This is a genomic window from Pseudomonadota bacterium (assembly GCA_038533575.1).
GTDB lineage: Bacteria > Pseudomonadota > Alphaproteobacteria > Rhodobacterales > Rhodobacteraceae > Shimia_B.
Map to the genome: position 1 here is coordinate 80409 of JBCAYL010000001.1, position 25939 is coordinate 106347.

Here is a 25939-nt window from a genome sequence, read left to right on the forward strand (position 1 = left end):
GCGGGGCTTTTGCATGCGCGCGGGCCCGAATCGGACAGGCCCACGGCCCGCGCTGATCGGGGCTCGCGCCCGGCAGACTGGCACACGGCCGTCTAAGCGCCTGTAAAAGCGTCTTTTCGCGGCGTGAAATCCGCCTGTCGGCCCAGCGGCGTATTTTCGAAAGCCGCGCTTTGTGCCAGAGTGACCGGAATGGGCCGCGACAGACGGCCGCTGCCTAAGACCACCAGAGGGGGACACCATGATCCGATCGGAACTGATCCAGAAGATCGCGGATGAAAACCCTCACCTTTACCAGCGCGACGTGGAACGCCTCGTCTCCACGATATTCGACGAGATCATCGATGCCATGGCCCGGGGCGACCGGGTGGAGCTGCGCGGCTTCGGCGCGTTCTCGGTCAAGCGGCGCGACGCACGCACCGGCCGCAATCCGCGCACGGGGGAGTCGGTTGCGGTTGAAGAAAAGCACGTGCCGTTCTTTAAGACGGGCAAGCTGTTGCGTGACCGTCTGAACGGGGCCTGAATGTTTCGCTATCTTCGCTATCTCGTCCTTGTTGCCATCGCGCTCGTGCTCGTTGTGGTGGCTCTGGCCAACCGCGGTTCGGTGACGCTGAACGCGGCGCCAGACTGGCTCTCGGCAGTGCCCGGGCTCGGCATCCTGGAGCTATCAGTGGATCTGCCGCTCTTTCTCGTGATCTTCGCGGCGATCGCGGTGGGGGTGATCATCGGCTACGTCTGGGAATGGGCGCGCGAGCACAAGCATCGCGTGGCGATGCGCACCGAGCACCGCGAGAACGTGACGCTCAAACGCGAGGTGAAGCGTCTCAAAGGCGAAAAGAACGAGGGCAAGGACGACGTCCTCGCGCTCCTCGACGACGCCTGAGGGCGCATCCGTGACAGCCGAGATCAAGTTTTGCGGGTTCACCCGCCCTGAGGACGTGTCCGCGGCAGTGGCTGCCGGTGCGCGCTATATCGGGCTGAATTTCTACGCGCCTTCCCCGCGCTCCGTGCCGCCAGGAGCGGCGGAGGCACTGCGCGCGGCGGTGCCCGCGGGCGTGTCCACGGTGGCGCTGGTGGTGGATGCCGATGACGGGGCTCTCACGCGGATCGTCGGAGAGGCGGCGCCCGACATGCTTCAACTTCACGGTCGCGAAAGCCTCGCTCGGGTCCGCGCGATCCGCACGCGCTTCGGCCTGCCGGTGATGAAGGCCGTGAGCGTGGCGGATGCGAGCGACCTCGAAAAGATCGAGACCTATGGCGCCGTGGCGGATCGCCTGCTCGTGGACGCGAAACCGCCCGCGGGTGCGACGCTGCCCGGCGGGAACGGCGTGCCCTTCGATTGGGCGCTGATCTCAGGGATGCGCTGGCCCGTGCCGTGGATGCTCGCGGGCGGGCTTACGGTGGAGAACGTGGCCGACGCGGTGCGCCTGACGGGCGCGCCGGTGGTGGATCTGGCCTCCGGAGTCGAGACCGCGCCTGGCGTGAAGGATGCGCGGCTGATGCAGGAGTTCGCGGCGGCTTTAAGAAGGGATTAACCATCGCCGTGAGAGGGTAAGGTATGTTTCAGCCTGCCTCGCCCCTGGCCCCGGACAAGTGGCTCGCCAACATCTTTGCCTCCAAAGCCGCCCAAGAGGGGCGTGTTGTCCGACGCAGCCTCGTGGACATCGACAAATACGTGGGCATCGACACCTTCAAACGGGAAGTCGCGCGGCGCGGTTATTCGGCGGTGCGAAATGGGGATCAGGTCATCGTCTTCTGCAATAGGCAGCGCATCCAGCGGTTCGTCTAGCGCAAATTCCTTGCGAAGGAATTTGGCAAAACTCTTGGGAAGAGTTTTGTGATTCCCCCTGGCCGGCTCAGTATCGGTTGTGACTGTGTGAAAGCTGAGACCGCCCGGCGTCCAATTCCATTTACAGAGGCTTGGGCGAGGCTCTCGACACGAGAACCAAGGCGCAAATGTTTACACGGGTATCGGTGCCTGCATGGAGGCACGGTGTCCCGCCCCGAGCCCAAAATCCTTCGCAAGGATTTTGGCAAGGCTTTTGGCAAAAGCCTTTTCCTCCTCCTGGCGCGACGGTATCACCGGGGCTCCGCAACCGAGGACTCCCCATGCCCGAAGATCTCATCAATTCGTTCATGACCGGCCCCGATGAGCAGGGCCGCTTCGGCGCCTTTGGCGGCCGCTTCGTTTCCGAGACGCTCATGCCGCTCATCCTCGATCTCGAGGCTGAGTACGAGAAGGCGAAGACCGATCAGTCCTTCTGGGACGAGATGAACGATCTCTGGACGCATTACGTGGGCCGCCCGAGCCCGCTTTATTTCGCCGAACGCCTGACAGAGCGGCTGGGCGGTGCCAAGATCTACATGAAGCGCGACGAGCTCAATCACACCGGCGCGCACAAGATCAACAACGTGCTGGGCCAGATCATTCTCGCGCGCCGGATGGGCAAGTCCCGCATCATCGCGGAGACCGGCGCGGGCCAGCACGGCGTGGCCACGGCGACGGTCTGCGCGAAGTTCGGTCTGAAATGCGTGGTCTACATGGGCGCCCATGACGTCGAGCGGCAGGCACCCAATGTCTTTCGCATGCGGCTCCTGGGGGCCGAGGTCGTGCCTGTCACGTCAGGGCGCGGCACGCTGAAGGACGCGATGAACGACGCCCTGCGCGACTGGGTCACCAATGTCCGGGACACGTTCTACTGCATCGGCACAGTCGCCGGCCCGCACCCCTATCCGGCCATGGTGAGGGATTTCCAATCCATCATCGGTAAGGAAACCCGGGAGCAGATGATGGCCGCCGAGGGCCGTCTGCCGGACACGCTCATCGCCGCCATTGGCGGCGGGTCCAACGCCATGGGCCTCTTCTACCCCTTCCTCGACGAGAAAGACGTGTCGATCATCGGCGTGGAAGCGGGCGGCAAGGGCGTCAACGACGACATGGAGCATTGCGCCTCGCTCACCGGCGGACGCCCCGGCGTCCTCCACGGGAACCGCACCTATCTTCTGCAGGACGATGACGGCCAGATCCTCGAGGGCTACTCGATCTCGGCGGGTCTCGATTACCCGGGCATCGGGCCCGAGCACAGCTGGCTTCACGATATCGGTCGCGCGCAATACGTCTCCATCACCGACCGCGAGGCGCTCGCGGCCTTCCAGCTTTGCTGCGAGACGGAAGGTATCATCCCCGCGCTCGAGCCCTCCCACGCGCTCGCCCACGTGGAGAAGATCGCGCCCAAGCTCCCGGCCGACCACATCATCTGCATGAACATGTGCGGGCGGGGCGACAAGGACATCTTCACCGTCGCCAAGGCGCTCGGTTTCGATATGTCCGACACCGAAGGGCGCAGCTTCGACTGAGCGCCCTATATCTCGGGTTTATACGTATCAGCCGGGGGGCAGAGGTTACTCTGCCTCCCGGTTTACGTTTGGGGACGCTGCGCCGTCTAATCTTCCGGCGGATGGCCCACCTTGGTTCGATCCGCCAGCCTTGTCTGCACAGGCCGGGCGCCGTCCGGCACAGACACCGAAAGGACACCCCATGAAGATCCGTTCCATTCTCGCGGCCAGCACCGCCCTCATCGCCCTCTCCACTGCCCCTTCCTTCGCGCAAAGCCTCCGCTTCCAGGATGTCGATGCGAACGGCGACAGCACACTCAGCATCGAAGAGCTCGTGGCGGCCTTTGGCGAGGCAGGCGCCGCGATCCTCCTTGGCGAGGATGATGATGACGGCGACCAGACACTGACGCTGGCCGAGCTGCGCGACGATGACGATGATGACGACGACGATTTCGATGATCTCGACGACGACGACGACGACGACGACGACGACGACGACGACGATGATGATGACGACGATGACGACGACGATGACGACGATGATGATGATGATGATGATGTCGATGATGACGGTGATGACGATGACGACGACTGAGCCGCGGCGCGTCCTACTGTGACGGCAGCCAAGGCCTCGCCCATTCCGGGCGGGGCCGTTTCGTGGAAAGAAGGGGCCATGCAGAGGTTCTCGATCGCACTCACGCTGGCGCTGGCACTCACCCTCTTCGGAGGGCACAGCCCCGCATCGGCGCAGGAAAGCATTCAGGATCAGGTCGTCCGGCAGCTGGGCGCAGCGGGCTATGAGACCATCGAGGTCAGCCGCACGCTCCTCGGCCGTCTGCGTTTTGTCGCCAGCGACGCGACACGGCGCCGGGAGATCGTGGTCCATCCCACGACGGGCGCGATCCTCTTCGACCGTCTCACGGATGCCGCGGGCCAGGTCTCGCGGCGCGTCCCGTTAAGCGACGACGATGACGACGACGATAACGAAGGCGATCCGGGCGGCAGCACCTCCGGCGGCGGCTCCGGATCAGGCAGCGGCACCGGCGGGGAAGGTGCCCGCGACGACGATAATGACGACGCGGGCGATGATGATGATGGCGACGACGACGATGATGACGACGGCGACGACGATGATGATGACGACGACGGCGACGACGGCGATGATGATGACGGTGACTGATCACGATGTCCCCTCGCGCGCGACCGCCTGATGGCAGCGTCCGCGACAGGCTAGCCATGCGACAGGGCGCGAGATGAGCAGGAACGGGCTGATCCTACTTCTTGTCTTCGAGACGGTCTGCGCGGGCTTTTTCCTGTCCGACATCTTCTCGGCCCTCCTGGGTATCCCGCAACTGCCCTGGCACATCCATGAGCTGGTGGAGATCGGCGCCGCTGTCGGGCTCCTTGTCGGCATCGCCGTGACGGGGCGGCTCTTCATGCTTGGGCAGCGGCGGCAAAAGGCGGCGGAGGATGCGCTGCGCGCGGCCTCGGGCGCGTTCCACGAGCTCCTCGACGAGCGCTTTGACGAATGGCAATTGACGCCTGCGGAGAGGGACGTGGCGCTCTTCGTGATCAAGGGGTGTCCCACGGCAGAAATCGCATCTCTGCGCGGGACGTCCGCGGGCACTGTGAAGGCCCAGACCGCTGCGATCTACCGAAAGAGCGGCGCCGCGAACCGCACCCAGCTCGTCTCGCTTTTCCTCGAGGATCTCATGGATGACGGGCTCCTGACAGGGGCGCGCGGCGGCGGCTGACCTTCGCCCATCGGCGCTCCAACCTGGCCGTGGGAGGAACCGAGCTGCCCGTCCCGCCGTTGAATTCACATAGACGGAGGTATTCGATGGCTCAGGACACCCGCGCCAGCATCAAGGACGAAGACACCTACGACGCCCTGCGAAGCGACGGCTATTCCAAGGAAAGTGCCGCGCGCATCGCCAATGCCCAGGCCAATGACGACATGGCTCCTTCCAAGAAGGGCGGCAAGGCATCCCCCTACGAGGATTGGACCCGCGACGCGCTCTACGCGCGCGCTCAAGAGCTCGACATCGAAGGCCGCTCCGACATGACCAAGGCGGAGCTCATCGACGCGCTCCGCGACACCTGACCCCGAAACGGAAAGGACAGACAAATGGGTATCGAAATCGCAGGCCTCGGTGGCCTCATTCTCCTAGGGCTTAATCTCTGGGCCCTCGTCTCCATCATCGGATCGGCGGAAAGCACTGGCAAGAAGGTGCTATGGTGCCTATTCGTGCTTGTCCTGCCGGTCATCGGCTTCATCGCGTGGCTTCTCGTGGGGCCGCGGGCGGCCAAGCAGCTCGGCTAGGCTGCACCGGCGGTGTCAGGCGGCCTGGAGCCGCCCGCCGCCGAGGATCGTCTCGTTCCCCGGCCCCGGATGTCGGGGAATGAGGAGCGACAGGATCAGCGAGACGAGCGCCATCGCTGCCGCGAGCAGGAACACCGCTTGCGGCGAGGCCAGCCAGAGGTAGCCCAACGCCGCCGGCAGGAAGACCGCCGCGATGTGGTTGATCGTGAATGAGACAGCCGCCGTTGGCGCAATATCGCCCGCGCCTGCGATTTTCTGGAAGTAGGTCTTCTTGGCGAGCGCGAGCCCGAAGAAGATGTGGTCGACCACGTAGAGGAAGGCCGCCACCGCCACGCCCCAGCTGAAATAGTAGAGCCCGCCATAGGCGAGGAAGACGAGCGCGAGACCGGTATATTCGAACGCCAGCGTGTTGCGTTCGCCGAAGCGGGCAACGGCCCGCCCGAGCAGGGGGGCCACGATGATATTAACCACGAGGTTGATAAGGTAGAGCGCCGTCACCTCGTGCACCTCGAAGCCGAATTTCTCCACCATCATGAAGCCCGCGAAGACGACGAAGATCTGACGCCGCGCTCCGGCCATGAATTCCAGCGCGTAGTAAAGCCAGTAACGGCGGCGCAGCACCATCTGCTTGAGCTGCGGCGTGGGGGCTTCGATCTGTGGGAAGGCCACGAAGCAATAGGCCGCGATGGCGATCGTGAGGCCGCCCGCGGCCACGTAGACCGTGTTGTACGACAGCCCCAACGCCTCCCAAGTGAGCACGATGGCGACATAGGCCACGAAGGTCGCCGCTGATCCGGCTGCCAGAAGCCAGCCCAGCACCTGCGGCGCGCGCTCCTTTTCCAGCCACTGGAGCTGGAGGGATTGATTGGCCGTCTCGTAGTAGTGGAAGCCGATGGAGCTGAGGAGCGTGATCGTGAGGATCCCGCCGAGCGAGGGGAATTGCGCGGTGAGCGCGGTGGCGATGCCGAGGACGACGAGCATCACGAGCGCCAGCACCTGCTCCCGGATGAAGACGATGAGCGCGATGACGAGCACCGCGAGAAGGCCCGGCACCTCGCGCACGGTATGCAGCCAGCCGATATCGGCGCCGTCGAAATCGGCCATCTCGATGACGAAGTTGTTGAGAAGCGCGGACCAGACCGAGAAGGAGAGCGGCATGGCGATCGCCATGAGCACGAGCAGCGCCTCCGGGCGGCGCCAGATCGGACCCGCGCGGGCCTCGGAGAGCGGTTGGAAACGCATGCCCCCGGCTTAGGCTTATCTCGGGGCGAAGGAAAGGCGCGCGCTGCGGGGGGATGTGATTGCTTCTTCGAAGCAGCGTGGCCACGCCGCCAGACGGATAGGTCGAGCAACCATGGCGGGCAGGACGGGACAGACGCTCGCCGATAGGATGATGCGGACCTGACTTTTCAGCGCCCGTCCTGTAGTCTTTGACATGCTGCGCGGGAGCAATTTCGCTCCGACCCGGACGCGGCAGGCCCGGCCCATCCCAGCGGGCCCTCCCCAGCGGGCCCCGGGCAGCCGGGCAGATTTTGCAATGACGATTATTTCGAGGACCAGACCATGCCACTCACGAGATACAGCCTACTGGACGCGGCCAAGCTTCTTCAGGAGACGCGGAATTCGATCAAGGGCGGGCTCCGGCGCGCGCCGCTCGTGGATGTCACGGCGGCCCGGGCCAACGTCGCCGCCGGGCTCACGGGCGACAACGTCCTCGTCATCACCGGCTCCCGTGGCGGGACGGATTACGCCTTCTACAACCTGCGCCCGCTCCGGCCCTTGCCCGCCATGGCTGAGATCGAGGAGATCACCACCGCTGACCTGCCTAAGAAGGCCTATCACCAGGGCTTTCTACTCCATGCCGCGCGAGTGAAGCGGTTTCTCGCGGGGCGCAGGCCCGACATCATCGTGGGCCATTCCCTCGGCGCGGCCTCCGCACAGATCCTCGGCGCGCATTTTGAGGTGCCCACCATCGGCCTCGCCTCGCCGCAGGTCGTCAAGCGCCGCTATCTGGAAGCCGCTGCACTCCGCGCCCGGGGGCACCGGCAATGGCACGTCTTCAACATGGCCTGGCGGCAGGATTTCGTGACCCGGGGCTACCGCGAGCTCGGGCTGCGCTGCCTGGGGCACCGGGTGGTCGTGGATACCAATCAGCAGAACTTCGGGGTCGATCACTTCGTGTCGCAATACGAGGATCTCATCGTCACCGCGCTCGACCAGCAGCTCGCAGGGCTTCCGCAGCACTGGCCGGACGCCTCCTTCGCGCCGCCCTCGCGGCTGGCCTGACGCGTTCAGTCGCGGGCCTTATCGAGCGTGACGCGGAGCTCGCGAAGAAGCTCCAGCGCGGTGCCGATCGCGTCGGCCTCCATGGCGGGCAGGATCGGCGTCATGTCCCGCGTCACGCGCGCCATGGCCTCGGCGCGGAACTCTCGACCCGCTTCGGTGAGCCAGACCGTCTTGGAGCGGCCGTCTTTCGGGTGCGGGCGTGTCTCGATGAGGCCCCGGGTTTCGAGCCCGCCCAGCGTGTGGGTCATGGAATTCTTCGGCACCTGGAAGGCGCGGGCGATCTCGATGGGGGTGCGGCCGTCGCCCACGCGGGTAAGGTGATTGAGCACGCTGAAATGCGGGAGCAGCATCCCCTTGGGCAACCGCGCCTCGAAGAAGGCGCGGGAGAGTTGGTTGATGATCCCGATCTCGTTGAAAAGGTCGAAAACGGGATCGGGTCGTTCGTCAGGCATTCACCACTTTCGCGTCGAGGGGCCAGCGCGGGCTCTGGGGGACATCCGGGCCATAGCCCAGCCGCGCCAACATTTGCACGGTTCCGCCCGTGGGCGCCAGCCGCCGGTGCACCTCGCCGTAAAGCGCGGCCATCTCGGGATATTCCTGCAAGCATTGGCTGAGCGGCTGGAAGCCCAGACCTTGCGCCGTGGCGGCGAGGTTCACGCGCACCCAGTCCGCGCCGGTGGCGATCTGGTCTTCGCGCGTATTCGTCTTCGTGACGAGCCAGGCATAGCCCATGGCCGTGCGGGCGTTCTCGAGCACTGCGTTGCGCCCCTCCTGGAAGGACATGGAGGCGGTATCCATCAGCTTCTGCGGCGTCATCTGGCGGCCGAGCCGCGCGAATTCGATCATCGGGCCCGTGAGGTCGATCCCGTCGGGCTGGGCATCGGTGGCGCGGGCGCCCACGCGGAAGACATCGACGCTCTCCTTGAAGGTGCGGGGCGTCATAATTTCGATGTCGAGCGCCTCTTCCGTGAGCGCGCGTAAGTCCGCGATGAACTCCGGCGCGGCGGAGGTGCCGCAGGCGGGCACGGCGGCCTTGATGGCTTCGAGCGCCGCGGGTGGGATCGCGCGGTCGATGTCGAAGGGCTCCTTCAAGGATCGGCGCGCGAGGACATAGGCGAAATGCGGGTCCGGGGCCGCGTCTGTTTCTCGGAGCCGGATCACGGCCACGGGGCGGGCATCGAGGGTGGCGGCGTCTGAGCCTTCGGGGAAGAGCGAAATGTCCGCCGCGAGGCCCTCTTCCAGCGCGGCCATGCGCAGAACCTCGAGGAAGCAGCCGAGGCCGATGGTGATCTGGCGGCTGAACGGGTCCGTGTGGGGCAGGAGCTTGTCGGGGTTCACGAGCAGCGTGATCTCCCCCGGCGTGGCGAGGTCCACGAGCCAGGGCTGCTGGTTGTGCGGGTTGGGCGCGAGGATGGCCCAGCTCAGCGCGCGCATGCGAGGATCGTCGTATTGACCGGCCTGCGCCCAGGGGGCGGCGGCGGTGCGGGGACTGCGCGTGATCTCGGCGGCGAGGCCGCCACCGGCGGCGACGATTGCGCCGCCTCCTAAGAGGGCGAGGGTTTTGCGGCGGGTGAGGGGCATGGCTGTCTCCTGGGGCAGATAGTTCAATATAGGTCGATATAGTACAATATTGAACTAGTAAAGCCCGCGAAGACAGAGCGCCGCGTTGCGCGACCTCCCGCGCGCGGCTATGCCCAGCTGCGAACAAAGGGATGAGACCGCCGATGCCTGCCATCACCAACATCGAAGACCTCAAGCGCATCTATGCCCGCCGGGTGCCGAAGATGTTCTACGACTATTGCGAGAGCGGCTCCTGGACGGAGCAGACCTTCCGCGAGAACGTGAGCGACTTCGACGACATCAAGCTGCGCCAGCGCATCGCGGTGGACATGACGGGCCGCACGACCGCGTCGAAAATGGTGGGACAGGACGTCGCCATGCCCGTGGCGCTCGCGCCTGTGGGCCTTTGCGGCATGCAAAGCGCGGATGGGGAGATCAAGGCGGCGCGCGCGGCGGGCAAGTTCGGCGTGCCCTTCACGCTCTCGACCATGTCGATCTGCTCCATCGAGGACGTGGCCGAGCACACCGACCAGCCCTTCTGGTTTCAGGTGTACACCCTCAAGGACGACGACTTCATGAAGCGGCTCATCGCGCGGGCGGGCGAGGCGAAATGCTCGGCCCTCGTGATCACCGTCGACCTGCAGATCATGGGCCAGCGCCACAAGGACATCAAAAACGGCCTCTCCGCCCCGCCGAAGCTCACGCCCGCGAGCATTGCCAACATGGCCACGAAGGTGCCGTGGGGCCTAGAGATGCTGGGCACGAAGCGGCGCTTCTTCGGCAATATCGTGGGCCACGCCAAGGGCGTCACCGACCCCGCCTCGCTCTCCTCATGGACGGCGGAGGCCTTTGACCATTCGCTCGACTGGGAGCGGATCAAGGAGCTGCGCTCCTGGTGGGACGGGCCGGTGATCCTGAAGGGCATCCTCGACGAGGAGGACGCCAAGATGGCCGCCAATGTAGGCGCGGACGCCATCGTCGTCTCGAACCACGGCGGACGGCAGCTCGACGGGGCGATGAGCTCCATCCGCATGCTGCCCCGCATCATGGACGCCGTGGGCGACAAGATCGAGGTGCATCTCGACAGCGGCATCCGATCGGGCCAGGACGTGCTCAAGGCGCTGGCGCTGGGCGCCACCGGCACCATGATCGGGCGCGCCTTCGTCTACGGCCTCGGCGCGAAGGGCGAGCAGGGGGTGACGGACGCGCTCAACGTGATCCACAAGGAGCTCGACACCACCATGGCGCTCTGCGGCAAGCGCGACGTCAAGGATCTCGGCCGGGACGTGCTGCTTTTGCCCAAGGGCTTCGAGGATCACTACCAGGCGGCGTGAATGCTCATCTTTCACGGGCAACGGCTCGTCGTCTTCTCGATCCCGCGCACGGCGTCGACGTCGCTCCATGAAGCGCTCCGGCGCCATGCCGATCTCGAGGTGAAGACGCCGCCAAAGGACAAGCACATGAATGTGCGCCGCTTCGAGCGCTGGTGCGCCCGGACACATCCGGAAGCGGCGGACTATACCCGCGTGGCCGTCATGCGCGAGCCGCTCTCCCGGCTGGCCTCGTGGTATCGCTACCGGCGCCGCGTGGCCGTGAGCGGCACGCCGAGCTCCACGGAGAACCTGAGCTTTGACGAGTTCATAGAGCTCGGGCTCACGAGCACGGCACCGCAGGCCGCCAGCATCGGGAACCAGCACCGCTTCCTGACCCGGGAGGACGGGGTGCTGGCCGTGGACGAGATCTTCTGCCTCGAGCGGCGCGACGTGCTGCTCGCCTATCTCGAGGCCCGCTTCGGCCCGGTGCGCCTCAAGCACCGCAATGCCGCGCCGCTCGAGCTTCTCGACCTCGACCCCGCGCGGGAGGCGCGGCTCCGGGCAGCGCGGGCGGCGGAGTTCGCGCTCTTTGAGCGTGTCGCGGCCACGGGCCGGCTCACCGTGTCGCGCGGGTGAGCGCCATGACGAGGCCGATTGTGCCGAGGACGCCGGCCCCGATGGCAGCATAGGCCACGCGCAGCGAGTAAAGCTCGGAGAGCCCGCCCATGAGCACGGGCGCGATGAAGAACCCCGAAAACCCGATGACGGCCACCTTGGCGATGGCCTCGGTGCGGTGTCGCGCGGGCACGAGCCGCCCCACCAGCGCGAGGCCGAGCGGCCCGATGACGGAGACACCCAGCCCGAGAATGCCGAAGCCGAAATAGGCGACGGTGGGCGTGGGGGCGAGGGCGGCGATGAACGCGCCCGCGCTCGTCAGGCAGGTGGCGAGGATGATAACGGTCTCGTCGCGAAACCTGTCCGAGAGGCCTTGGCCGCCGATGCGACCGATGGCCATGGTCACGCCGAGCATCACGGGCCCGAAGGCCCCCGCGAAGGGATCGCCCTGAAGCGTCCGCTCGATGTGCAGCGCCGACCACGTCTCCACCGTGCCCTCCGTCAGGAACGCGGCAAGCACGATCGCTCCGCAGAGGAGCACGATCCCCCAGGGCATGCCCGACTGTGCTCGCCCGTCATCCTCCGGCTCGGCGATGGGCATGCGCAGGAAAAGCGCGAGGAAGAGCCCCACGATCCCCGCGATCCCGAGCGCGAACCATGGCGGCTGCGCGGCATCGCGCAGAAAGCCCGTCATGAGGGCCGAGGCGGCGTAGCCCACCGAGAACATCCCGTGGGAGACATTCATCAGCGTGCGCTTGTGGCGCGCTTCGAGCTCGCTCACCCGCGCGTTCATGAGCACGTCGGTGAGCCCGGAGAAGACGCCGAGGAGCACGATCGTCAGGGCGAAATGCACCGCGCCGCCCAACGTGCTCGCAAGGCCGGGCAGGATGAAGCAGGCCGCAAAGCCCGCCGTCACCGATTGAAGCGCGCGGTCGCGCAGATGCGTGTCCACCCGGGGCGCCAGCCACATCGCCGCCGTGAGGCCGATGGGATTGCCGAGAAGGAGGAGGCCGAAGACGAGGTCGTTCACCCCCAGCGCGCCCTTGATATCGGGCACCGAGGCCGCAAACGCGCCCCAGAACGTGCCGAGGATGGCAAAGGCCGTCGCCGGCACGCGGGCCAGCCAGAGCGCGGAGAGGATACGCATGGCCCGCCGTCTCACCGGAGCCGCGCCGACGCAACAGAAATCAGCGTTCAAGGCCCTATGGATGCCACGGATTGCGCCCGCCACGGCGCGCAGCCTAACCTCGCGGAATGGACCGTAACGTCGCGCTCTATCCTTGGTTTCGGTTCACCCAGAACCTGCTCTTCTGGCAGGCGGTCTGGTTTCTCTACTTCCAGGCGGAGCTTTCGGCGCCCGAGGCGATCCTGCTCTATGCCCTCTACGAGCTCGCCACGACGATCCTCGAGGTGCCTTCTGGATATGCGTCTGACCGGCTGGGCCGGCGGATCACGCTCCTAGTCGCGGCGGCCTGCGGTGTGGGCGCGGCCTCGCTTCAGATGGTAGGCGGGTATTTCGCCGTCTTCGCTGTGGCGCAGGTGCTTCTAGGCGGGTTTCAGGCCTTCACCTCTGGCACCGATGGCGCGCTTCTCTACGAAAGCCTCGTGGCGGAGGGGCGCGAGGACGAGACCGAGGCGCAGGAGCTCAAGGCCTGGCGGTTCAGCTTCGCCGCGCTGGCGCTTTCGGCTTTCACGGGCGGGCTTCTCGCGCGGGTCGATTTCATCTTCGTCTACGCCGCGACGACGCTGGCCTTCGCGGCCGCGACATTCATCGCCTGGCAATTTACGGAGCCGCCCCACGCGGCGCGCGCGCCCTCGATCCGCGCGGATCTGAGGGATCTCGGGCGCGCGATGTTCCGGCCCGTTCTCGCATGGCTCTTTGTGATCTTCCTGCTCGCGCATATCTACAGCCATCTGCCTTTCGTTTTCGGCCAGCCTTTCATCCGCGAGGTGCTCGCCGCACTGGGGCTCGAGGTGGAAACGCCCATCGTCTCAGGGGCAATCGTGACCTCGATGATGCTGATCTCGCTTCTAGCCTCGGCGGCGGCGCCGCGGCTTCGCGCGCGGTTCGGGCTCGGGCCGCTTCTTCTCGGGGCATTCGCGCTCCAGATCGCGATCTCGGCGGCGATGGCGGTGTCGGGCGCGACGCTCATCATCCTCGTGCTGCTTGCGCGGATGATCCCGTCGTCATTTCAGGGGCCCTACATCACCGCCCGTATCCAGTCAGAGCTCCCGGACTCGATCCGCGCGACCTTCGTATCGCTGAAATCGCTCACCGGGCGGCTGATTTTCGCGGGCACGCTGGCGCTGTCCTCCACACTTGCGGGCGATGCCGATACCCTGCCGCTCTCGGTGATCCAGAGCGTGCTTGGGCTCTATGTGGGCGCGGGGCTGCTCGCACTCCTCGCCCTCGGGCTCACGATGCGGCGCGCGCGGCTCGACGAATAGGCCTTTTCAAGCGCCCGGATTCCTTCTAGAGGCACGGCTTCATCGCGGGCGTACACCCTTGGAGGACGCTCGCCACAACATCGATAGGAAAAATTCCATGGCTGGTGAGATCCCTGATCTTCACGCCACGGTACGGACGGGGACGGGCAAGGGGGCCGCCCGTCAAGCACGCCGCAACGGCGACGTACCTGGCATCGTATTCGGCGGCGACGTCGATCCGCTCCCCATCAACATCCCCTTCAACACGCTCCTGACGAAGCTGCGCCAGGGCCGGTTCAAGGCCACGCTCTTCAACATGAAGGTCGAGGGCCATGACGACGTGCGCGTGATCTGCCGCGACGTGCAGCGCGACGTGGTCAAGGACCTGCCCACGCATGTGGACTTCATGCGCCTGCGCCGCACCACCAAGATCGCGCTCTTCATCCCCGTGGAATTCCAGGGTGAAGACGTGGCACCGGGCACCAAGCAGGGCGGCGTCCTGACGGTCGTGCGCCCGGAGGTGGAGCTCGTCGTGACCGCCGGCGACATCCCCGAGAGCATCTCCGCCGACATTTCCGGCATGGAGATCGGTGACACGCTGACCATCTCCGACATCACGCTGCCCGCAGGCGCGAAGCCCACGATCGACCGGGACTTCGTGATCGCCAACATGCAGCCGCCCTCGGGCCTCGCCTCCCAGAAGGACGAGGATGAAGAGGGCGCCGAAGAGGTGGCCGCCGACGAGGTGGAAGCCACCGCACAAGGATCCGAGGAGGGCGGCGAGGCCTAATCGCCCCCCTTCCATGCAAAATCGACAGGCCCGCCGGGAAACAATCACCTCCCGGCGGGCCTTTTTTGTGCAGCGATCGGCCTCTGGGCACAGCCACGTGCAATTCATTTGACTTGCGCGGCTTCGGCGTCCCTGCTGATCGGGCAGGAGGCGCGCCATGGCTCTTTTCACACCCCCGGGCTTCACGATGTCCGACATCCTCGCCGGTCTTTTCGAGCGGCGGCAGGACGTGAAGGCGCGGCTGGCCAAGCTTTCCCTCCCGGAGTTGATCGAAGGGCTGATGAGCTGCGTGAGCGAGACGCAGCAGACGAGCTTCGCGCGCGCGATCCTACTGCGCTACCACCATGGGGATGACGCGATCCATCGGACGTTCTTCGATTACCTGCTCGACGAGATGGACCTCGACGCCGCTGCACTCCACGCGGCGTCCGCCGCCTATGAGGAGGACTCTACGCCCGCCGCCTACCGCCGGGTCCTCGGGGCCGCGGAGCCGCGCCGCAAGGAGCTCTTTCGGCGGCTGGGCAGCGCGAAGGGTGGGGCGGCGTGCCTCGTCAAGATCCGTGACGATATCCGCCGCTCCCGCACGGCGCGGCCCGACCTCGCCAAGCTCGACCATGATCTCCACGCGCTCCTCGGTCATTGGTTCAACCGTGGCTTCCTCGAGCTGCGCCCGGTCACGTGGGACAGCCCCGCGCAGGTCCTCGAGAAGATCATCGACTACGAGGCTGTTCACACCATCCAGGACTGGGATGATCTGCGCCGCCGCGTGCAGCCCCATGACCGACGCTGCTACGCGTTCTTTCACCCGAGGATGCCCGACGATCCGATCATCTTCGTGGAAGTGGCCCTGACGCAGGCCGTCCCGGATTCGGTGGACACGCTGCTCGCGCAGGACCGTCGGCCCGCGGATGTCGAAAGCCTGACCACGGCGACGTTCTACTCGATCTCGAACTGCCACGCGGGCCTCGCGGGGATCAGCTTCGGCAACGTGCTCATCAAGAAGGTGGTGCGCGAACTCTCGCGCGAGCTGCCGCAGCTCAAGACCTTCGTCACGCTCTCGCCCATCCCGTCGCTCGCCGCCTGGGCTGGGGAGGACGGGGCAGAGGAGAGCCCGGACCGGCTGGCCGCGCGTTACCTCGCCACCGTCAAGCGCGAGGACGGTCTCCCACAGGACCCCGTCGCGCGCTTTCACCTCGCCAACGGGGCCGCGCTGCACGCGGTGCATGCGGATGCCAATACGAGCGCGCGCGGACAGGCCGAGAGTTTTGGCGCCATGGTCAATTACCTCTACGAGCCCAGCGAGGTGAACCGCCGCTCCGAGGCCTTCGCCATGGCCGGTCGCATCGATCTCGGGCCAAAGCTGCGGGCGCTTCTCCCGCGAGAGCGGGGGCGGCGGCTCTCGTCCGAGCGGGTCTAGGCGCGGTTGCTGCGCGCCCCGCGCTGCGATAGCTCAAGCGCAGCAAGAAGGAGCGGGCTATGCAGCTCTTCGTCGGTCTCGGCAACCCGGGAGCCAAATACGCGCAGAACCGGCACAATATCGGCTGGATGGCCGTGGACCGGATCGCCGAGGATCACGGCTTTGGTCCCTGGCGGGGCAAGTTCCAGGGCGCGGTGTCCGAGGGCATGCTGGGAGAGCAGAAGATCCTGCTCCTGAAGCCGGAGACCTTCATGAACAAGTCCGGCCAGAGCGTGGGAGAGGCGCTCCGCTTCTACAAGCTCGGGCCCGGGGACGTGACCGTCTTTCACGACGAGCTTGATCTCGCCCCCGGCAAGCTCAAGGTGAAGCGGGGCGGGGGCCATGCGGGCCATAACGGGCTCCGTTCGCTCCATGCCCATATCGGCGAAGACTATGCCCGCGTGCGGCTGGGGATCGGGCATCCGGGCCACAAGGACGCGGTGCCGGGATACGTGCTCCGCGATTTCCCGAAGGCCGACGGGGCATGGCTCGACGACCTGATGCGGGGAATTTCTGGTGGCGCGGCAGATCTCGCGCAGGGCGATGCCGGGCGTTTCATGAACGCGGTCTCGCTGCGCACGGCGCCCCCGCGCTCCGGCGGCGGCAAGGCAGGGCAGAAGCCGGCGCAGAAGCCTGACCAAAAGCCGAAGGGAGAGGCCGCCCCCGAGCCCACGCCCGCGGCGGAGGCCGCGCCGCGCTCGCCGCTCCAGAGGCTCGTGGACCGGTTCAAGTGACCCCGGCGCTGGAGGCGGCCTTCGCCGAGCAGGCGGCGGCGTGCGACACGCTGGGGTCGCCCTTCATGGCGCGCATGCTGCCTCGCGCGCTTGGCGCGGTCCCGGCGGGGAGCGCCCTCGCCGCGCGGCTCGAAGCGTTCGACCCTGCCCGGCTCGGGCCTTCGGCAGACTCCGTCCCGCTCCGTCTCGCGGGCGCGCTGCATCACGTGCATCTCTCCAGGGCCTGTCCGGCGCTGAGCGCGGTCTATCCACCCGCGGAAGCCTCCGCCGCGGCGCTGTCCGATGGCCTTGCGGCCGCCTTCGCCACGGCCGAGGCGGCCATTCTCGCGCGGCTTGAAAGCCCGCCCCAGACCAACGAGGTGCGCCGCGCCTCCGTCCTGATCGCGGCCGGGCACTGGCTCACCGCGCGCTTCGGCCGTCCGCTCATCCTCTCGGAGCTCGGCTGCTCCGCGGGGCTCAATCTCAACTGGGATTTCTTTCGGCTGACGGCTGCGGGGCAGGGACTCGGGCCGGTGGGATCGCCCGTAAAGCTCGCGCCGGACTGGCGTGGGATCCCGCCGCATCCTTGCCCGGCCTACGTAGCAGAGGCGAGGGGCGTGGACCTGCGCCCCATCGACGTCACCGAGCCGGCGGCGGAGCTGCGCCTGCTCTCGTACCTCTGGCCAGACCAGGCAGAGCGTCTCGCGCTCACGCGCGCGGCCATCGGGCTCATGAAGGCGCCTGACACCGAAGCGGTCCTCGATGCAGGCGATGCGCTGGCCTGGCTGCCGGGGCGGTTGGCCGGGCGGGTGGGGCATTGTCACATGATCTACTCGACGGTGGCGTGGCAATATCTGCCGGAGGCTGCGCAGGCGGACGGCGCGGCCATGATCGCGGAGGCTGGCGCGCACGCCACGCCCGATGCGCCTCTCGCCTGGTTCAGGATGGAAAACGATGGCCCGAAGCCCGGCGCGGGCCTCACGATGCGCCTTTGGCCCGGGGACGAGACGCTCGATTTCGGCCGTGCCGATTTCCACGGGCGCTGGGTCGATTGGCGCGCGCCGGACCCTGCGCCCTCCGCTGCCCGCTGAGAGCGTCCTCGTCGTCCTCCCGGGTCCCCTGCCACGCCCTGCCAAGTGATCCCGGCTGGTGCGATCTGGGTCATGGCATTTGCGGGCGGCTCCTCTATGTGAAGCGAGAGGCTAGGACGAGGATCGTGCGGGCAGCCTGCGATCCGACGCAGGCGGCACGTGCGCGTCTTGCTGGAAGTCATGGCCTTCGCGGAGGAAAGATGCTCGAGAAAGACCCATCCGAGAACGTGCTCGGCGGCCCCCTGTCGCCCTGCTCGCTCGACCCGCTCACCGGCTTCTTCCGGGACGGCGCCTGCAATACCTGCGCGGAGGATCAGGGCAGCCATACCGTCTGTGCGGTGCTCACGGCGGAGTTCCTCGCCTACTCGAAATACGTGGGCAACGATCTCAGCACCCCGCGGCCCGAGTTCCGCTTTCCGGGGCTGAAGCCGGGGGATCAGTGGTGCCTCTGCGCCGGGCGCTTCATGCAGGCCCATGAAGAGGGCTGCGCGCCACAGGTCAAGCTCGAGGCCACCCACAAACGCGCGCTCGAGGTGGTGCCGCTCGAGGTGCTCGAGGCCCATGCGATCCGCACCCTGGGCTGAGGCCTGCCCATGACCGGGACGTGAGGACGCGCCCCTTCGCATACCGCCCGGGGGTACTTATATTGCGGGAAACGCTGATTGGAGTACGCGATGTTCGGATTGATGTTCAAGACCCCCGAGATGGTGAGCGCGGACGCCGCCCTGCCGGGCCGGGCGCAGCCCATCCCCACGGCCGCCGAGCACTTCGTCACCGGTGTGCCGCTCAAGGGCGAAGTGCCTGAGGGCATGGAGGTCGCCATCTTCGGCATGGGCTGCTTCTGGGGCGTGGAGCGGATGTTCTGGGGCCTCGACGGGGTCCATGTCACCGCCGTGGGCTACGCCGCGGGTTTCACGCCCAACGCCACCTACGAGGAGGTCTGCAGTGGCCGCACGGGACACAACGAGGTGGTGCGCGTGGTCTATGATCCTGCGGTCATCTCCTACGAGGCGCTCCTCAAGGTTTTCTGGGAAGGGCACGACCCCACGCAGGGGATGCGGCAGGGCAATGACCGGGGCACGCAGTACCGCTCCGGCATCTACGTGACGAGCGACGCGCAAAAAGCGGCCGCAGAGGCCTCCCGCACGGCCTTTGCGCCGCGGCTCGAGGCGTCCGGCTACGGCCCGATCACGACAGAGATCCTCGATGCGCCGGAGTTTTACTACGCCGAGGATTATCACCAGCAGTACCTCGCCAAGAACCCCAACGGCTATTGCGGCATCGGCGGCACGGGCGTGAGCTGCCCGATCGGCACCGGCGCCTAGGGCGCGCGAGGATCCGGCCTAGCGCGCTGCTCTGGGCACTGGCGCCCGGGCAGCGCCTCTTGTAGCAGGCGGGCACCCCAGTCGGAGTGCCCGCCATGCCCACCTTCACCGCGCTCACCACGCTTTCAGGCCAAGACCGCGCGGAGGCGCTCGGCGCGGCGCTAGAGCGGCTCGATCCCGCGCCCACGGGCGTGGGCGTCTTCGAGGTGGAGGACGAGAGCGGGCTCTGGGAGGTCGGCGGATACTTCACGGAAACACCGGATGCAGCAGGCCTTGATCTGCTTGCGGCCGCCTTTGACGCGAAGCCCTTCGCGGTCAGCGAATTGCCGGAGGTGGACTGGGTCGCCCATGTCCGCCGGGAGCTCGCCCCCGTTACGGCCGGGCGCTTCTTCGTCTACGGCTCCCACGACGCCGACAAGATCCCCGAGGCCGCCGAGCCGCTCCTCATCGAGGCGGCGATGGCCTTCGGGACCGGCCATCACGGGACGACGAAAGGCTGCCTTGAAGCCTTCGACCGGCTTCTGAGCTCGGAACCCGCACTGTCCCGCGTGGCCGATATCGGCTGCGGCACGGCCGTGCTGGCCATGGCCGCCGCCCGCGTTCTGCCGGAGGCCGTGATCCTCGCCGCGGATATCGATGCCGTGGCGGTGGAGGTGGCGGAGGCCAACGTCATCGCCAACGGGCTCTCGGGCCGTGTCTCCTGTATCGAGGCGGCGGGCTTTGACCATGACACGCTCGACGCGGCCGCGCCCTATGACCTCGTTTTCGCCAACATCCTCAAGGGGCCGCTGATCGATCTCGCCCCGGCCATGGCAGCCCATGTCGCCCCTCGCGGGCACGTGATTCTTTCGGGAATTCTCGTGAATCAGGCCGATGACGTGGCGTCAGTTTATGCACGGCACGGCTTCAATCCCGTGCATCGCGCGGAGATTGTCGAATGGTGCACGCTTACGTTGCGCCGATGACCTTGTTTATAAGGGTTTCTCGGGCGAATTCTCCCGTTTTGCCCGATTTCCGCCACATTTGAGCGCCATTTTAGACACGTGGTCGGGGGCGATCACGGAGACTGGTATGTCCTATTCAAATCCGCGTTCGTTTGGCCGCCGCATCGGCAGGCTGGAGCGCAAACATCGCCGTCTTTCGCGCGGCGCGGTGACCGTGCTTCGCTCCGATGGGCTCATGGTCATGCGCCCGCGTCGGAATGGCCTGCCGCGCCTGATCGCCTTTCTTCTCCTGGCGGGTGCGGGTCTCACCGTCTTCAAGGCGGTGGCCTTTGTCTCCCAGGGGGAGGCCGTGTACGAGGCTCAGGTCAGCGAGCTGGCTGCCGGTACGCCGCCCGAGGCCGTGGCCGCCAAGATCCTGCACATCGATCCGGTGAGCGAGTTCATCATCGTGACGGCCGCGCCGCATATCCGCTCGGGCATCCGGGGACTCGAGGCGCTGCGCGCCAAGTACGACAGCAATACCTGGGGCAAGTAGGCCCGGCGCGACCGCCTGCTGCCGGGCGTCCGACGGGCGCTGGCCTCACACCCATCCAACAGAAAAAAGCCGCGCAGCCCTGGGACGAGGGCGCGCGGCTTTGTCGCTTGGATCCGCGGGGCCGGGGAGAGCGGCCCCCGCGGTCTCAGCGGTATTTCGTGAGGAAGAGGTCGATATCGTCGGACGTGGTCACGCCGATATCGTTGAGCTGATGGGTGCTGAGGCCCTTGAGCACCCGGCGGGTGCGGGCGGCTTCGCGCCATGCGGCGAAGGCGTCGAACGCGGCCCAGACAGGATTGAGCAATCCGGCGGCGTGGGTGGCGTGGGCGAGCGGGCGGGCGGTGTCGTATGCGGCCATGGTATCCTCCGGAGAGCTGGTGACGCGGGCCTCTCCCGCGCCTCATGCGCCGCAGTTATGCCGGGGATCGCGCCCCAACAAGCTGGAGTTTTTGCATGGGAGACATGCAACAACGACATGGCTTCAACGCCCCCTAACTGACTGTAAGTAAACCTTTAATTAGTATCTGCGCGTGTCGTTTTCAGGCGCTGATTTGGCGCTTTTTCACCCTCAAAGCGCTTTGACCGTCGCGGCGCCCGTGGTGATGCCCCCTTGGCGGATGTTCATGCTTCGTGCTAGGCTCCGCGCAACGATAAAAAAGAGGCGCGAGCATGCGTGTTTTGGGCATCGATCCGGGGCTGAGATCCGCCGGCTGGGGCATCGTGGAGGTTTGCGGCGCGCGACTCACGCACGTCGCCAACGGGCAATGCACCAGCGGGGACGGCCCGCTCGCAGCGCGGCTGCTCCAGCTCTTCGAGGGGCTCTCGAGCGTCCTCGCCGCCCATCTCCCGGACGCCGCAGCCATCGAACAGACATTCGTCAACAAGGACGGCGCGGGGACGCTCAAGCTCGGGCAGGCACGGGGCGTGGCGATGCTCGTCGTCGCGCGGGCCGGGCTCGAGGTGGGCGAGTACGCGCCCAATGCCGTCAAGAAGGCCGTCGTGGGCGTGGGCCACGCCGACAAGCGACAGGTGGCGCACATGGTCGGCATGCAGCTTCCAGGCGTGCACCTCGCCGGGCCTGACGCGGCCGATGCGCTCGCGCTTGCGATCTGCCACGCGCATCATCTGCAATCCGCGGGCCGCTACGACGCCGCGTTGGCACGGGCCTCCGCATGATCGGACGCATCGCCGGGCGGCTCGAATACCGCGGCGATGACCACGTGCTCATCGACGTGCGCGGCGTGGGCTACCTCGTCACCTGTTCGGAGCGGACGCTCGCCGCGCTGCCTGCCGCGGGGGAGGCCGTGGCGCTCTATACCGATCTCCTCGTGCGCGAGGACGTGCTGCAGCTCTTCGGCTTCCTGAGCCTGACGGAAAAGGAATGGCATCGGCTCCTGACCTCGGTGCAGGGCATCGGGGCCAAGGCCTCCATGGCGATCCTCGGGGCGCTCGGCGGCGACGGGGCGGGCCGCGCCATCGCGCTGGGCGATTGGAGCGCCATCGCCACCGCCAAGGGCGTGGGCCCGAAGACGGCGCAGCGCGTCGTCAACGAACTCAAGGACAAGGCGCCCTCGGTCATGGCCCTGGGCGAGCCTGCGCCTAACGAAGTGCTCGCCGAAGCGCCTGCCCGGGTCGCCGCTGCCGCCACCACGCCTCGCGACAGCGGCGCCCAGGCGGCCGCGCTTTCCGCGCTGAAGAACCTCGATTACAGCCCCGGCGAAGCGGCGCAGGCCGTGGCGCAGGCCGCCGGTGAAGGCGCCGAGACCGAGGCCGACCTCATACGCGCCGCGCTCAAGCTCCTGGCGCCGAAGGGATGAGCGAGCCCGATCCCACCCTCCGCGGCGAGCGCCGCCCGGACGACGCGGACCGCGCGCTGCGCCCGCAGGTGCTGGACGACTTCATCGGTCAGCGCGCGGCGCGGGCCAATCTCAAGGTCTTCATCGAAAGCGCGCGGCAGCGTGGCGAGGCCATGGACCACGCGCTCTTTCACGGCCCTCCGGGCCTCGGCAAGACGACGCTCGCCCAGATCATGGCGCGCGAGCTCGGGGTGAATTTCCGCATGACGAGCGGCCCGGTGCTGGCGAAAGCGGGTGATCTGGCCGCGATCCTCACCAATCTCGAGGCGCGCGACGTCCTCTTCATCGATGAGATCCACCGCCTCAACCCCGTGGTGGAAGAGGTGCTTTACCCCGCCATGGAGGATTTCGAGCTCGACCTCGTGATCGGCGAGGGGCCCGCGGCCCGCACCGTGCGCATAGAGCTCCAGCCCTTCACGCTTGTGGGCGCCACCACGCGCCTCGGCCTCCTGACGACACCGCTTCGCGATCGCTTCGGGATCCCCACGCGCCTCGAATTCTATTCCACCGAAGAGCTGCACAAGATCGTGACGCGCGGGGCAGCGCTCCTGGGCGTCGAGGCCGAGCCGGACGGCGCGCGGGAGATCGCCACCCGGGCCCGCGGCACGCCGCGCATCGCAGGTCGTCTTCTGCGCCGCGTCGTGGATTTCGCCGTCGTCGAAGGCGGCGGGCGCATCACCCGCGCGGTGGCCGACCACGCGCTCACGCGGCTCGGCGTGGATGCCCTGGGTCTCGATGGCGCAGACCGGCGCTACCTCTCGCTCATTGCCGAAAGCTATCAGGGCGGGCCCGTGGGGGTCGAAACGCTCTCCGCCGCGCTCTCTGAGAGCCGCGACGCGCTCGAGGAGGTGATCGAGCCCTATCTCTTGCAGCAGGGCCTTATCCAGCGCACGCCGCGTGGCCGCATGTTGGCACCCCGCGCGTGGTCTCACCTGGGCCTCGAAGCGCCCGGCGGCGCCTCCGATCTCTTTCGCTGAACCGGCACTCGCGCACGCGCTGCCTCGTCCCCGTTTCTTTGTGCCCCGTACCTCGGGGAGCACGAGGGGCTGGCCCCTCGTTCCCGCCCTTGAAGCCCGGTGAGGCGGCGAGGTAGGTCACCGCCATGGATGCAGTAGCGGTCGAACAGCACTTCACCCGGAGCGACGGCTCCTATGTCTTCGCGCGCTGGGGACGGCCCATCGCGCCCGTGGTGTTCGGGGTCGAGCCCGAGACGCTCGAGGTTGTGAAGGCGGCAATCGAGGCCGTGGTGGCGCTCGCGGGCCACCAGATGGCCGAGACGGACCCGGAATTCGGCGTGAACCTCATGGTCTTTTTCACCCGGAGCTGGGACGAACTCGCCGAGGTCCCGCATCTTGGATCGCTCATCCCCGACCTCGCGCCGCTCCTCGAGCGGCTCAAGGGAGCGGATGCCAACCAGTACCGCATCTTCCGCTTCGACGAGGCCGGCGCGATCAAGGCGGCCTTCGTTTTCGTGCGGATGGACGAGCACATGAGCAGCGTTTCCGCAGACACGCTCTCGCTCAGCCAGGCGGTGCAGACGATGCTCCTCTGGTCCGACACGGCGTTCATGGAGCTCTCCCCGCTCGCCCAGGTGGATGGCACCGTGATCCTGCGGCCCGACATCGCCGATCTCATTCGCGCGGCCTATGACCCGGTCATGCCGGTGGCCGCGCAAGATCCCAGCCACAGCCTCCGCATCGCCGCGCGCCTCGGGGCCGGAAAGCAGTGACCCACAGCTTTCCCCTCACGGTCTATTACGAAGACACGGACATGGGTGGGATCGTCTATCACGCGAACTTCCTCAAGTTCATCGAGCGGGCGCGCTCTACATGGGTGGCGGAGCTCGGGGTTGATCAGCTGGCCCTGGCCGCTGCGGGCACCGTCTTTGTCGTGCGCCGGATCGAAAGCGACTTCCTCGCGCCCGCCCGGCTGGGAGACGTGCTCGACGTGCGCAGCAGCGTGGCCGAGGCCACCGGAGTGCGGTGGCTCCTCGATCAGGAGGTCTGGCGCGGGCAGACGCGCCTCTTTGCGGCGCGTGTGACCATCGTCGCCATGGGGCCCGCGGGCCGCCCCGTGCGGCTTCCGGCGGAGCTCCGCCGATAGCGTGGCCCGCCTCACACGCTTCCGTGCGTTGCAAAGCGTAGCTTTCCCCTGTCGCATCGGGTACATTTCCCTAAATGAGGGCGAAATGCCCCGGACAAGAGGCGGTTATGGAAGCAGCAGCGGATTTCTCCATGTGGGGGCTCTTTGCCCGTGCCACGATCACCGTGCAGGTGGTCATGATCATGCTCATCGTGGCGTCGGGCTGGGCCTGGGCCATCATCATCAACAAGTCACTTCAGTATCGCCGCGCGCGGCGGCAGGCGGCGATCTTCGATGGGGCGTTCTGGTCGGGCGAGCCGCTCGACGAACTCTTCGACCAGATGAACATGGCCCCGAAGGGCGCCTCGGAGACGATCTTCGCTGCCGGCATGATGGAATGGCGCAGGTCACACAAGGAGGATGGCGGGCTCATCCCCGGCGCGCAGTCCCGGATCGACCGCTCCATGGATGTGGCGATCTCCAAGGAGGCTGACACGCTCCAGAAAGGGCTGCCGATCCTGGCGACGGTCGGCTCGGTCGCGCCCTTCGTGGGCCTCTTCGGCACGGTTTGGGGCATCATGAACGCCTTCATCGAGATCGCCGAGCAGCAGAACACGTCGCTCGCTGTCGTGGCGCCGGGCATTGCGGAGGCTCTCTTGGCCACCGGGCTCGGCCTGCTCGCGGCCATCCCGGCGGTGATCTTCTACAATAAGTATGCCGCCGACGCGGATCGCATCGTGGCGGGCTACGAGTCCTTCGCCGACGAATTCGCCACCATCCTGTCGCGCCAGTTGGACAGCTGACATGGGCGCGAGTGTTTCATCGGGTGGAGGCGGAGGCGGCGGCGAGCGCCAGGGGCGGCGGAAGCGCCGCTCCCGCGCGCGGCCCATGTCGGAGATTAACGTGACGCCCTTCGTGGACGTCATGATGGTGCTGCTCATCATCTTCATGGTGGCGGCCCCCCTCATGACGGTGGGCGTGCCTGTGGAGCTGCCGCAGACCTCCGCTGGCGCGCTGCCCACCGAAAGCGAGGAGCCCCTGACCGTCACGCTCACAGCTGATGGACGCATCATCATCCAGACGACCGAAGTGCCCGAGGCCGAGTTCCTGACGCGCCTCAGGGGCATCGCGCAGGAGCGGGCCGACAACAAGGTCTTCCTCCGCGCGGACGGGGCCATCCCCTACGAACGGGTCGTGCAGGTCATGGGCGCGCTCAACAATGGTGGTTTCAGCGATATCGGCCTCGTGACCGACCTGGGCGGCCCGAGCTTCGAAGTCGAGGATGGCTAG

At 66.9% G+C, this 25939-nt stretch carries 34 protein-coding genes; 29 read left to right on the plus strand and 5 right to left on the minus strand.

Features of this window, described 5'->3' with window-relative positions; genetic code table 11:
- Positions 1-238 precede the first annotated feature (238 nt).
- The 10 genes from ihfB (at position 239) to AAFM92_00480 (ending at position 5656) form a co-directional block, all read left to right on the plus strand.
- Positions 239-520: an integration host factor subunit beta gene (ihfB, locus tag AAFM92_00435; GenBank protein MEL7298824.1), complete on the plus strand. Its 282-nt coding sequence runs from the start codon at positions 239-241 to the stop codon at positions 518-520.
- Positions 521-880, plus strand: coding sequence for a LapA family protein (locus AAFM92_00440; protein MEL7298825.1), 360 nt, complete (start codon positions 521-523; stop codon positions 878-880).
- A 10-nt stretch (positions 881-890) separates the two neighbouring features.
- The gene (locus AAFM92_00445; protein ID MEL7298826.1) at positions 891-1532 is read left to right on the plus strand and encodes a phosphoribosylanthranilate isomerase; all 642 of its coding nucleotides are present in this window, start codon (positions 891-893) and stop codon (positions 1530-1532) included.
- Between the two features lie 23 nt (positions 1533-1555).
- Positions 1556-1786, plus strand: a complete 231-nt coding sequence (locus AAFM92_00450; protein ID MEL7298827.1) for an N-(5'-phosphoribosyl)anthranilate isomerase — start codon at positions 1556-1558, stop codon at positions 1784-1786.
- A 320-nt stretch (positions 1787-2106) separates the two neighbouring features.
- Entirely contained in the window at positions 2107-3354 is a 1248-nt protein-coding gene (gene trpB / locus AAFM92_00455) for a tryptophan synthase subunit beta (protein MEL7298828.1), read from the plus strand.
- Between the two features lie 181 nt (positions 3355-3535).
- Positions 3536-3928, plus strand: a complete 393-nt coding sequence (locus AAFM92_00460) for a hypothetical protein (GenBank protein ID MEL7298829.1) — start codon at positions 3536-3538, stop codon at positions 3926-3928.
- A gap of 78 nt (positions 3929-4006) precedes the next feature.
- Positions 4007-4513, plus strand: coding sequence for a PepSY domain-containing protein (locus tag AAFM92_00465; protein MEL7298830.1), 507 nt, complete (start codon positions 4007-4009; stop codon positions 4511-4513).
- Positions 4514-4586: 73 nt separating this feature from the next.
- Positions 4587-5087, plus strand: coding sequence for a helix-turn-helix transcriptional regulator (locus tag AAFM92_00470; protein MEL7298831.1), 501 nt, complete (start codon positions 4587-4589; stop codon positions 5085-5087).
- A gap of 86 nt (positions 5088-5173) precedes the next feature.
- On the plus strand, positions 5174-5437 hold the full coding sequence (locus AAFM92_00475) for a Rho termination factor N-terminal domain-containing protein (protein MEL7298832.1): 264 nt from the start codon (positions 5174-5176) through the stop codon (positions 5435-5437).
- Positions 5438-5461: 24 nt separating this feature from the next.
- A complete protein-coding gene (locus AAFM92_00480; protein ID MEL7298833.1) occupies positions 5462-5656 on the plus strand; it encodes a PLD nuclease N-terminal domain-containing protein in 195 nt (64 codons plus the stop codon).
- A 15-nt stretch (positions 5657-5671) separates the two neighbouring features.
- On the opposite strand, the gene AAFM92_00485 is transcribed toward AAFM92_00480, so the two are convergent.
- Positions 5672-6898: an MFS transporter gene (locus AAFM92_00485; protein MEL7298834.1), complete on the minus strand. Its 1227-nt coding sequence runs from the start codon at positions 6896-6898 to the stop codon at positions 5672-5674.
- A 321-nt stretch (positions 6899-7219) separates the two neighbouring features.
- Between AAFM92_00485 and AAFM92_00490 the strand changes: the two genes are divergently transcribed.
- Positions 7220-7942 carry a hypothetical protein gene (locus AAFM92_00490; GenBank protein ID MEL7298835.1) on the plus strand — a complete coding sequence of 241 codons (723 nt, stop codon included), beginning with the start codon at positions 7220-7222 and terminating at the stop codon, positions 7940-7942.
- 5 nt (positions 7943-7947) lie between these two features.
- On the opposite strand, the gene AAFM92_00495 is transcribed toward AAFM92_00490, so the two are convergent.
- The gene (locus tag AAFM92_00495) at positions 7948-8394 is read right to left on the minus strand and encodes a MarR family transcriptional regulator (protein MEL7298836.1); all 447 of its coding nucleotides are present in this window, start codon (positions 8392-8394) and stop codon (positions 7948-7950) included.
- Positions 8387-9523, minus strand: a complete 1137-nt coding sequence (locus AAFM92_00500) for a twin-arginine translocation pathway signal protein (GenBank protein MEL7298837.1) — start codon at positions 9521-9523, stop codon at positions 8387-8389. Before AAFM92_00500 ends, AAFM92_00495 begins: the two co-directional genes overlap by 8 nt.
- A 143-nt stretch (positions 9524-9666) precedes the next feature.
- Between AAFM92_00500 and AAFM92_00505 the strand changes: the two genes are divergently transcribed.
- Together AAFM92_00505 and AAFM92_00510 are read left to right on the plus strand one after the other, a co-directional pair.
- Positions 9667-10836: an alpha-hydroxy acid oxidase gene (locus AAFM92_00505; GenBank protein ID MEL7298838.1), complete on the plus strand. Its 1170-nt coding sequence runs from the start codon at positions 9667-9669 to the stop codon at positions 10834-10836.
- Positions 10837-11451 (plus strand): sulfotransferase family 2 domain-containing protein, encoded by a 615-nt coding sequence (locus AAFM92_00510; GenBank protein MEL7298839.1) that lies wholly within the window; start codon positions 10837-10839, stop codon positions 11449-11451.
- On the opposite strand, the gene AAFM92_00515 is transcribed toward AAFM92_00510, so the two are convergent.
- Entirely contained in the window at positions 11432-12577 is a 1146-nt protein-coding gene (locus AAFM92_00515) for an MFS transporter (protein ID MEL7298840.1), read from the minus strand. The genes AAFM92_00510 and AAFM92_00515 overlap by 20 nt on opposite strands.
- Before the next feature lie 107 nt (positions 12578-12684).
- Between AAFM92_00515 and AAFM92_00520 the strand changes: the two genes are divergently transcribed.
- From AAFM92_00520 to AAFM92_00560, 9 genes are all read left to right on the plus strand, one after another.
- A complete protein-coding gene (locus AAFM92_00520; protein MEL7298841.1) occupies positions 12685-13878 on the plus strand; it encodes an MFS transporter in 1194 nt (397 codons plus the stop codon).
- A 97-nt stretch (positions 13879-13975) separates the two neighbouring features.
- Positions 13976-14647, plus strand: a complete 672-nt coding sequence (locus AAFM92_00525) for a 50S ribosomal protein L25/general stress protein Ctc (protein ID MEL7298842.1) — start codon at positions 13976-13978, stop codon at positions 14645-14647.
- 157 nt (positions 14648-14804) lie between these two features.
- Entirely contained in the window at positions 14805-16064 is a 1260-nt protein-coding gene (locus tag AAFM92_00530; GenBank protein MEL7298843.1) for a malonyl-CoA decarboxylase family protein, read from the plus strand.
- 59 nt (positions 16065-16123) lie between these two features.
- Entirely contained in the window at positions 16124-16837 is a 714-nt protein-coding gene (pth, locus tag AAFM92_00535; GenBank protein ID MEL7298844.1) for an aminoacyl-tRNA hydrolase, read from the plus strand.
- Complete coding sequence (locus AAFM92_00540) at positions 16834-17907, plus strand: DUF2332 family protein (GenBank protein MEL7298845.1); 1074 nt, start codon at positions 16834-16836, stop codon at positions 17905-17907. The genes pth and AAFM92_00540 overlap by 4 nt, the downstream gene beginning before the upstream one ends.
- Positions 17908-18107: 200 nt before the next feature.
- Positions 18108-18491, plus strand: a complete 384-nt coding sequence (locus AAFM92_00545) for a DUF2237 domain-containing protein (protein MEL7298846.1) — start codon at positions 18108-18110, stop codon at positions 18489-18491.
- Positions 18492-18581: 90 nt separating this feature from the next.
- The gene (msrA, locus tag AAFM92_00550; protein MEL7298847.1) at positions 18582-19232 is read left to right on the plus strand and encodes a peptide-methionine (S)-S-oxide reductase MsrA; all 651 of its coding nucleotides are present in this window, start codon (positions 18582-18584) and stop codon (positions 19230-19232) included.
- 95 nt (positions 19233-19327) lie between these two features.
- Entirely contained in the window at positions 19328-20197 is an 870-nt protein-coding gene (locus tag AAFM92_00555) for a 50S ribosomal protein L11 methyltransferase (protein MEL7298848.1), read from the plus strand.
- Positions 20198-20303: 106 nt separating this feature from the next.
- The gene (locus tag AAFM92_00560; GenBank protein MEL7298849.1) at positions 20304-20711 is read left to right on the plus strand and encodes a hypothetical protein; all 408 of its coding nucleotides are present in this window, start codon (positions 20304-20306) and stop codon (positions 20709-20711) included.
- Positions 20712-20856: 145 nt separating this feature from the next.
- Here AAFM92_00560 and AAFM92_00565 read toward each other — a convergent pair whose 3' ends face one another.
- Positions 20857-21069, minus strand: coding sequence for a DUF1127 domain-containing protein (locus AAFM92_00565; protein MEL7298850.1), 213 nt, complete (start codon positions 21067-21069; stop codon positions 20857-20859).
- Between the two features lie 311 nt (positions 21070-21380).
- Here AAFM92_00565 and ruvC point away from each other — a divergent pair, with 311 nt between their 5' ends.
- The 7 genes from ruvC (at position 21381) to tolR (ending at position 25939) form a co-directional block, all read left to right on the plus strand.
- Positions 21381-21887, plus strand: coding sequence for a crossover junction endodeoxyribonuclease RuvC (gene ruvC, locus AAFM92_00570; protein ID MEL7298851.1), 507 nt, complete (start codon positions 21381-21383; stop codon positions 21885-21887).
- Entirely contained in the window at positions 21884-22528 is a 645-nt protein-coding gene (gene ruvA, locus AAFM92_00575) for a Holliday junction branch migration protein RuvA (protein MEL7298852.1), read from the plus strand. Before ruvC ends, ruvA begins: the two co-directional genes overlap by 4 nt.
- Positions 22525-23544 (plus strand): Holliday junction branch migration DNA helicase RuvB, encoded by a 1020-nt coding sequence (gene ruvB, locus AAFM92_00580; protein MEL7298853.1) that lies wholly within the window; start codon positions 22525-22527, stop codon positions 23542-23544. The genes ruvA and ruvB overlap by 4 nt, the downstream gene beginning before the upstream one ends.
- A gap of 125 nt (positions 23545-23669) precedes the next feature.
- Positions 23670-24296 (plus strand): hypothetical protein, encoded by a 627-nt coding sequence (locus AAFM92_00585; GenBank protein MEL7298854.1) that lies wholly within the window; start codon positions 23670-23672, stop codon positions 24294-24296.
- Positions 24293-24670 (plus strand): YbgC/FadM family acyl-CoA thioesterase, encoded by a 378-nt coding sequence (locus AAFM92_00590; protein ID MEL7298855.1) that lies wholly within the window; start codon positions 24293-24295, stop codon positions 24668-24670. Before AAFM92_00585 ends, AAFM92_00590 begins: the two co-directional genes overlap by 4 nt.
- 107 nt (positions 24671-24777) lie before the next feature.
- On the plus strand, positions 24778-25452 hold the full coding sequence (gene tolQ / locus AAFM92_00595; protein ID MEL7298856.1) for a protein TolQ: 675 nt from the start codon (positions 24778-24780) through the stop codon (positions 25450-25452).
- Between the two features lies 1 nt (position 25453).
- A complete protein-coding gene (gene tolR / locus AAFM92_00600; protein ID MEL7298857.1) occupies positions 25454-25939 on the plus strand; it encodes a protein TolR in 486 nt (161 codons plus the stop codon).

Bases quoted from the DNA above. Each gene is read 5' to 3' on its own strand.
- AAFM92_00560 (MEL7298849.1), top strand. From the start codon at position 20,304: ATGTCCTATTCAAATCCGCGTTCGTTTGGCCGCCGCATCGGCAGGCTG.
- AAFM92_00465 (MEL7298830.1), top strand. From the start codon at position 4,007: ATGCAGAGGTTCTCGATCGCACTCACGCTGGCGCTGGCACTCACCCTC.
- AAFM92_00440 (MEL7298825.1), top strand. From the start codon at position 521: ATGTTTCGCTATCTTCGCTATCTCGTCCTTGTTGCCATCGCGCTCGTG.
- AAFM92_00470 (MEL7298831.1), top strand. From the start codon at position 4,587: ATGAGCAGGAACGGGCTGATCCTACTTCTTGTCTTCGAGACGGTCTGC.
- AAFM92_00515 (MEL7298840.1), bottom strand. From the start codon at position 12,577: ATGCGTATCCTCTCCGCGCTCTGGCTGGCCCGCGTGCCGGCGACGGCC.
- AAFM92_00450 (MEL7298827.1), top strand. From the start codon at position 1,556: ATGTTTCAGCCTGCCTCGCCCCTGGCCCCGGACAAGTGGCTCGCCAAC.
- AAFM92_00545 (MEL7298846.1), top strand. From the start codon at position 18,108: ATGCTCGAGAAAGACCCATCCGAGAACGTGCTCGGCGGCCCCCTGTCG.
- ihfB (MEL7298824.1), top strand. From the start codon at position 239: ATGATCCGATCGGAACTGATCCAGAAGATCGCGGATGAAAACCCTCAC.
- AAFM92_00510 (MEL7298839.1), top strand. From the start codon at position 10,837: ATGCTCATCTTTCACGGGCAACGGCTCGTCGTCTTCTCGATCCCGCGC.
- AAFM92_00530 (MEL7298843.1), top strand. From the start codon at position 14,805: ATGGCTCTTTTCACACCCCCGGGCTTCACGATGTCCGACATCCTCGCC.
- AAFM92_00565 (MEL7298850.1), bottom strand. From the start codon at position 21,069: ATGGCCGCATACGACACCGCCCGCCCGCTCGCCCACGCCACCCACGCC.
- trpB (MEL7298828.1), top strand. From the start codon at position 2,107: ATGCCCGAAGATCTCATCAATTCGTTCATGACCGGCCCCGATGAGCAG.
- AAFM92_00490 (MEL7298835.1), top strand. From the start codon at position 7,220: ATGCCACTCACGAGATACAGCCTACTGGACGCGGCCAAGCTTCTTCAG.
- ruvC (MEL7298851.1), top strand. From the start codon at position 21,381: ATGCGTGTTTTGGGCATCGATCCGGGGCTGAGATCCGCCGGCTGGGGC.
- AAFM92_00495 (MEL7298836.1), bottom strand. From the start codon at position 8,394: ATGCCTGACGAACGACCCGATCCCGTTTTCGACCTTTTCAACGAGATC.
- tolQ (MEL7298856.1), top strand. From the start codon at position 24,778: ATGGAAGCAGCAGCGGATTTCTCCATGTGGGGGCTCTTTGCCCGTGCC.
- tolR (MEL7298857.1), top strand. From the start codon at position 25,454: ATGGGCGCGAGTGTTTCATCGGGTGGAGGCGGAGGCGGCGGCGAGCGC.
- AAFM92_00460 (MEL7298829.1), top strand. From the start codon at position 3,536: ATGAAGATCCGTTCCATTCTCGCGGCCAGCACCGCCCTCATCGCCCTC.
- AAFM92_00555 (MEL7298848.1), top strand. From the start codon at position 19,328: ATGCCCACCTTCACCGCGCTCACCACGCTTTCAGGCCAAGACCGCGCG.
- AAFM92_00485 (MEL7298834.1), bottom strand. From the start codon at position 6,898: ATGCGTTTCCAACCGCTCTCCGAGGCCCGCGCGGGTCCGATCTGGCGC.
- AAFM92_00475 (MEL7298832.1), top strand. From the start codon at position 5,174: ATGGCTCAGGACACCCGCGCCAGCATCAAGGACGAAGACACCTACGAC.
- AAFM92_00505 (MEL7298838.1), top strand. From the start codon at position 9,667: ATGCCTGCCATCACCAACATCGAAGACCTCAAGCGCATCTATGCCCGC.
- ruvB (MEL7298853.1), top strand. From the start codon at position 22,525: ATGAGCGAGCCCGATCCCACCCTCCGCGGCGAGCGCCGCCCGGACGAC.
- AAFM92_00585 (MEL7298854.1), top strand. From the start codon at position 23,670: ATGGATGCAGTAGCGGTCGAACAGCACTTCACCCGGAGCGACGGCTCC.
- ruvA (MEL7298852.1), top strand. From the start codon at position 21,884: ATGATCGGACGCATCGCCGGGCGGCTCGAATACCGCGGCGATGACCAC.
- msrA (MEL7298847.1), top strand. From the start codon at position 18,582: ATGTTCGGATTGATGTTCAAGACCCCCGAGATGGTGAGCGCGGACGCC.
- AAFM92_00500 (MEL7298837.1), bottom strand. From the start codon at position 9,523: ATGCCCCTCACCCGCCGCAAAACCCTCGCCCTCTTAGGAGGCGGCGCA.
- pth (MEL7298844.1), top strand. From the start codon at position 16,124: ATGCAGCTCTTCGTCGGTCTCGGCAACCCGGGAGCCAAATACGCGCAG.
- AAFM92_00480 (MEL7298833.1), top strand. From the start codon at position 5,462: ATGGGTATCGAAATCGCAGGCCTCGGTGGCCTCATTCTCCTAGGGCTT.
- AAFM92_00520 (MEL7298841.1), top strand. From the start codon at position 12,685: ATGGACCGTAACGTCGCGCTCTATCCTTGGTTTCGGTTCACCCAGAAC.
- AAFM92_00525 (MEL7298842.1), top strand. From the start codon at position 13,976: ATGGCTGGTGAGATCCCTGATCTTCACGCCACGGTACGGACGGGGACG.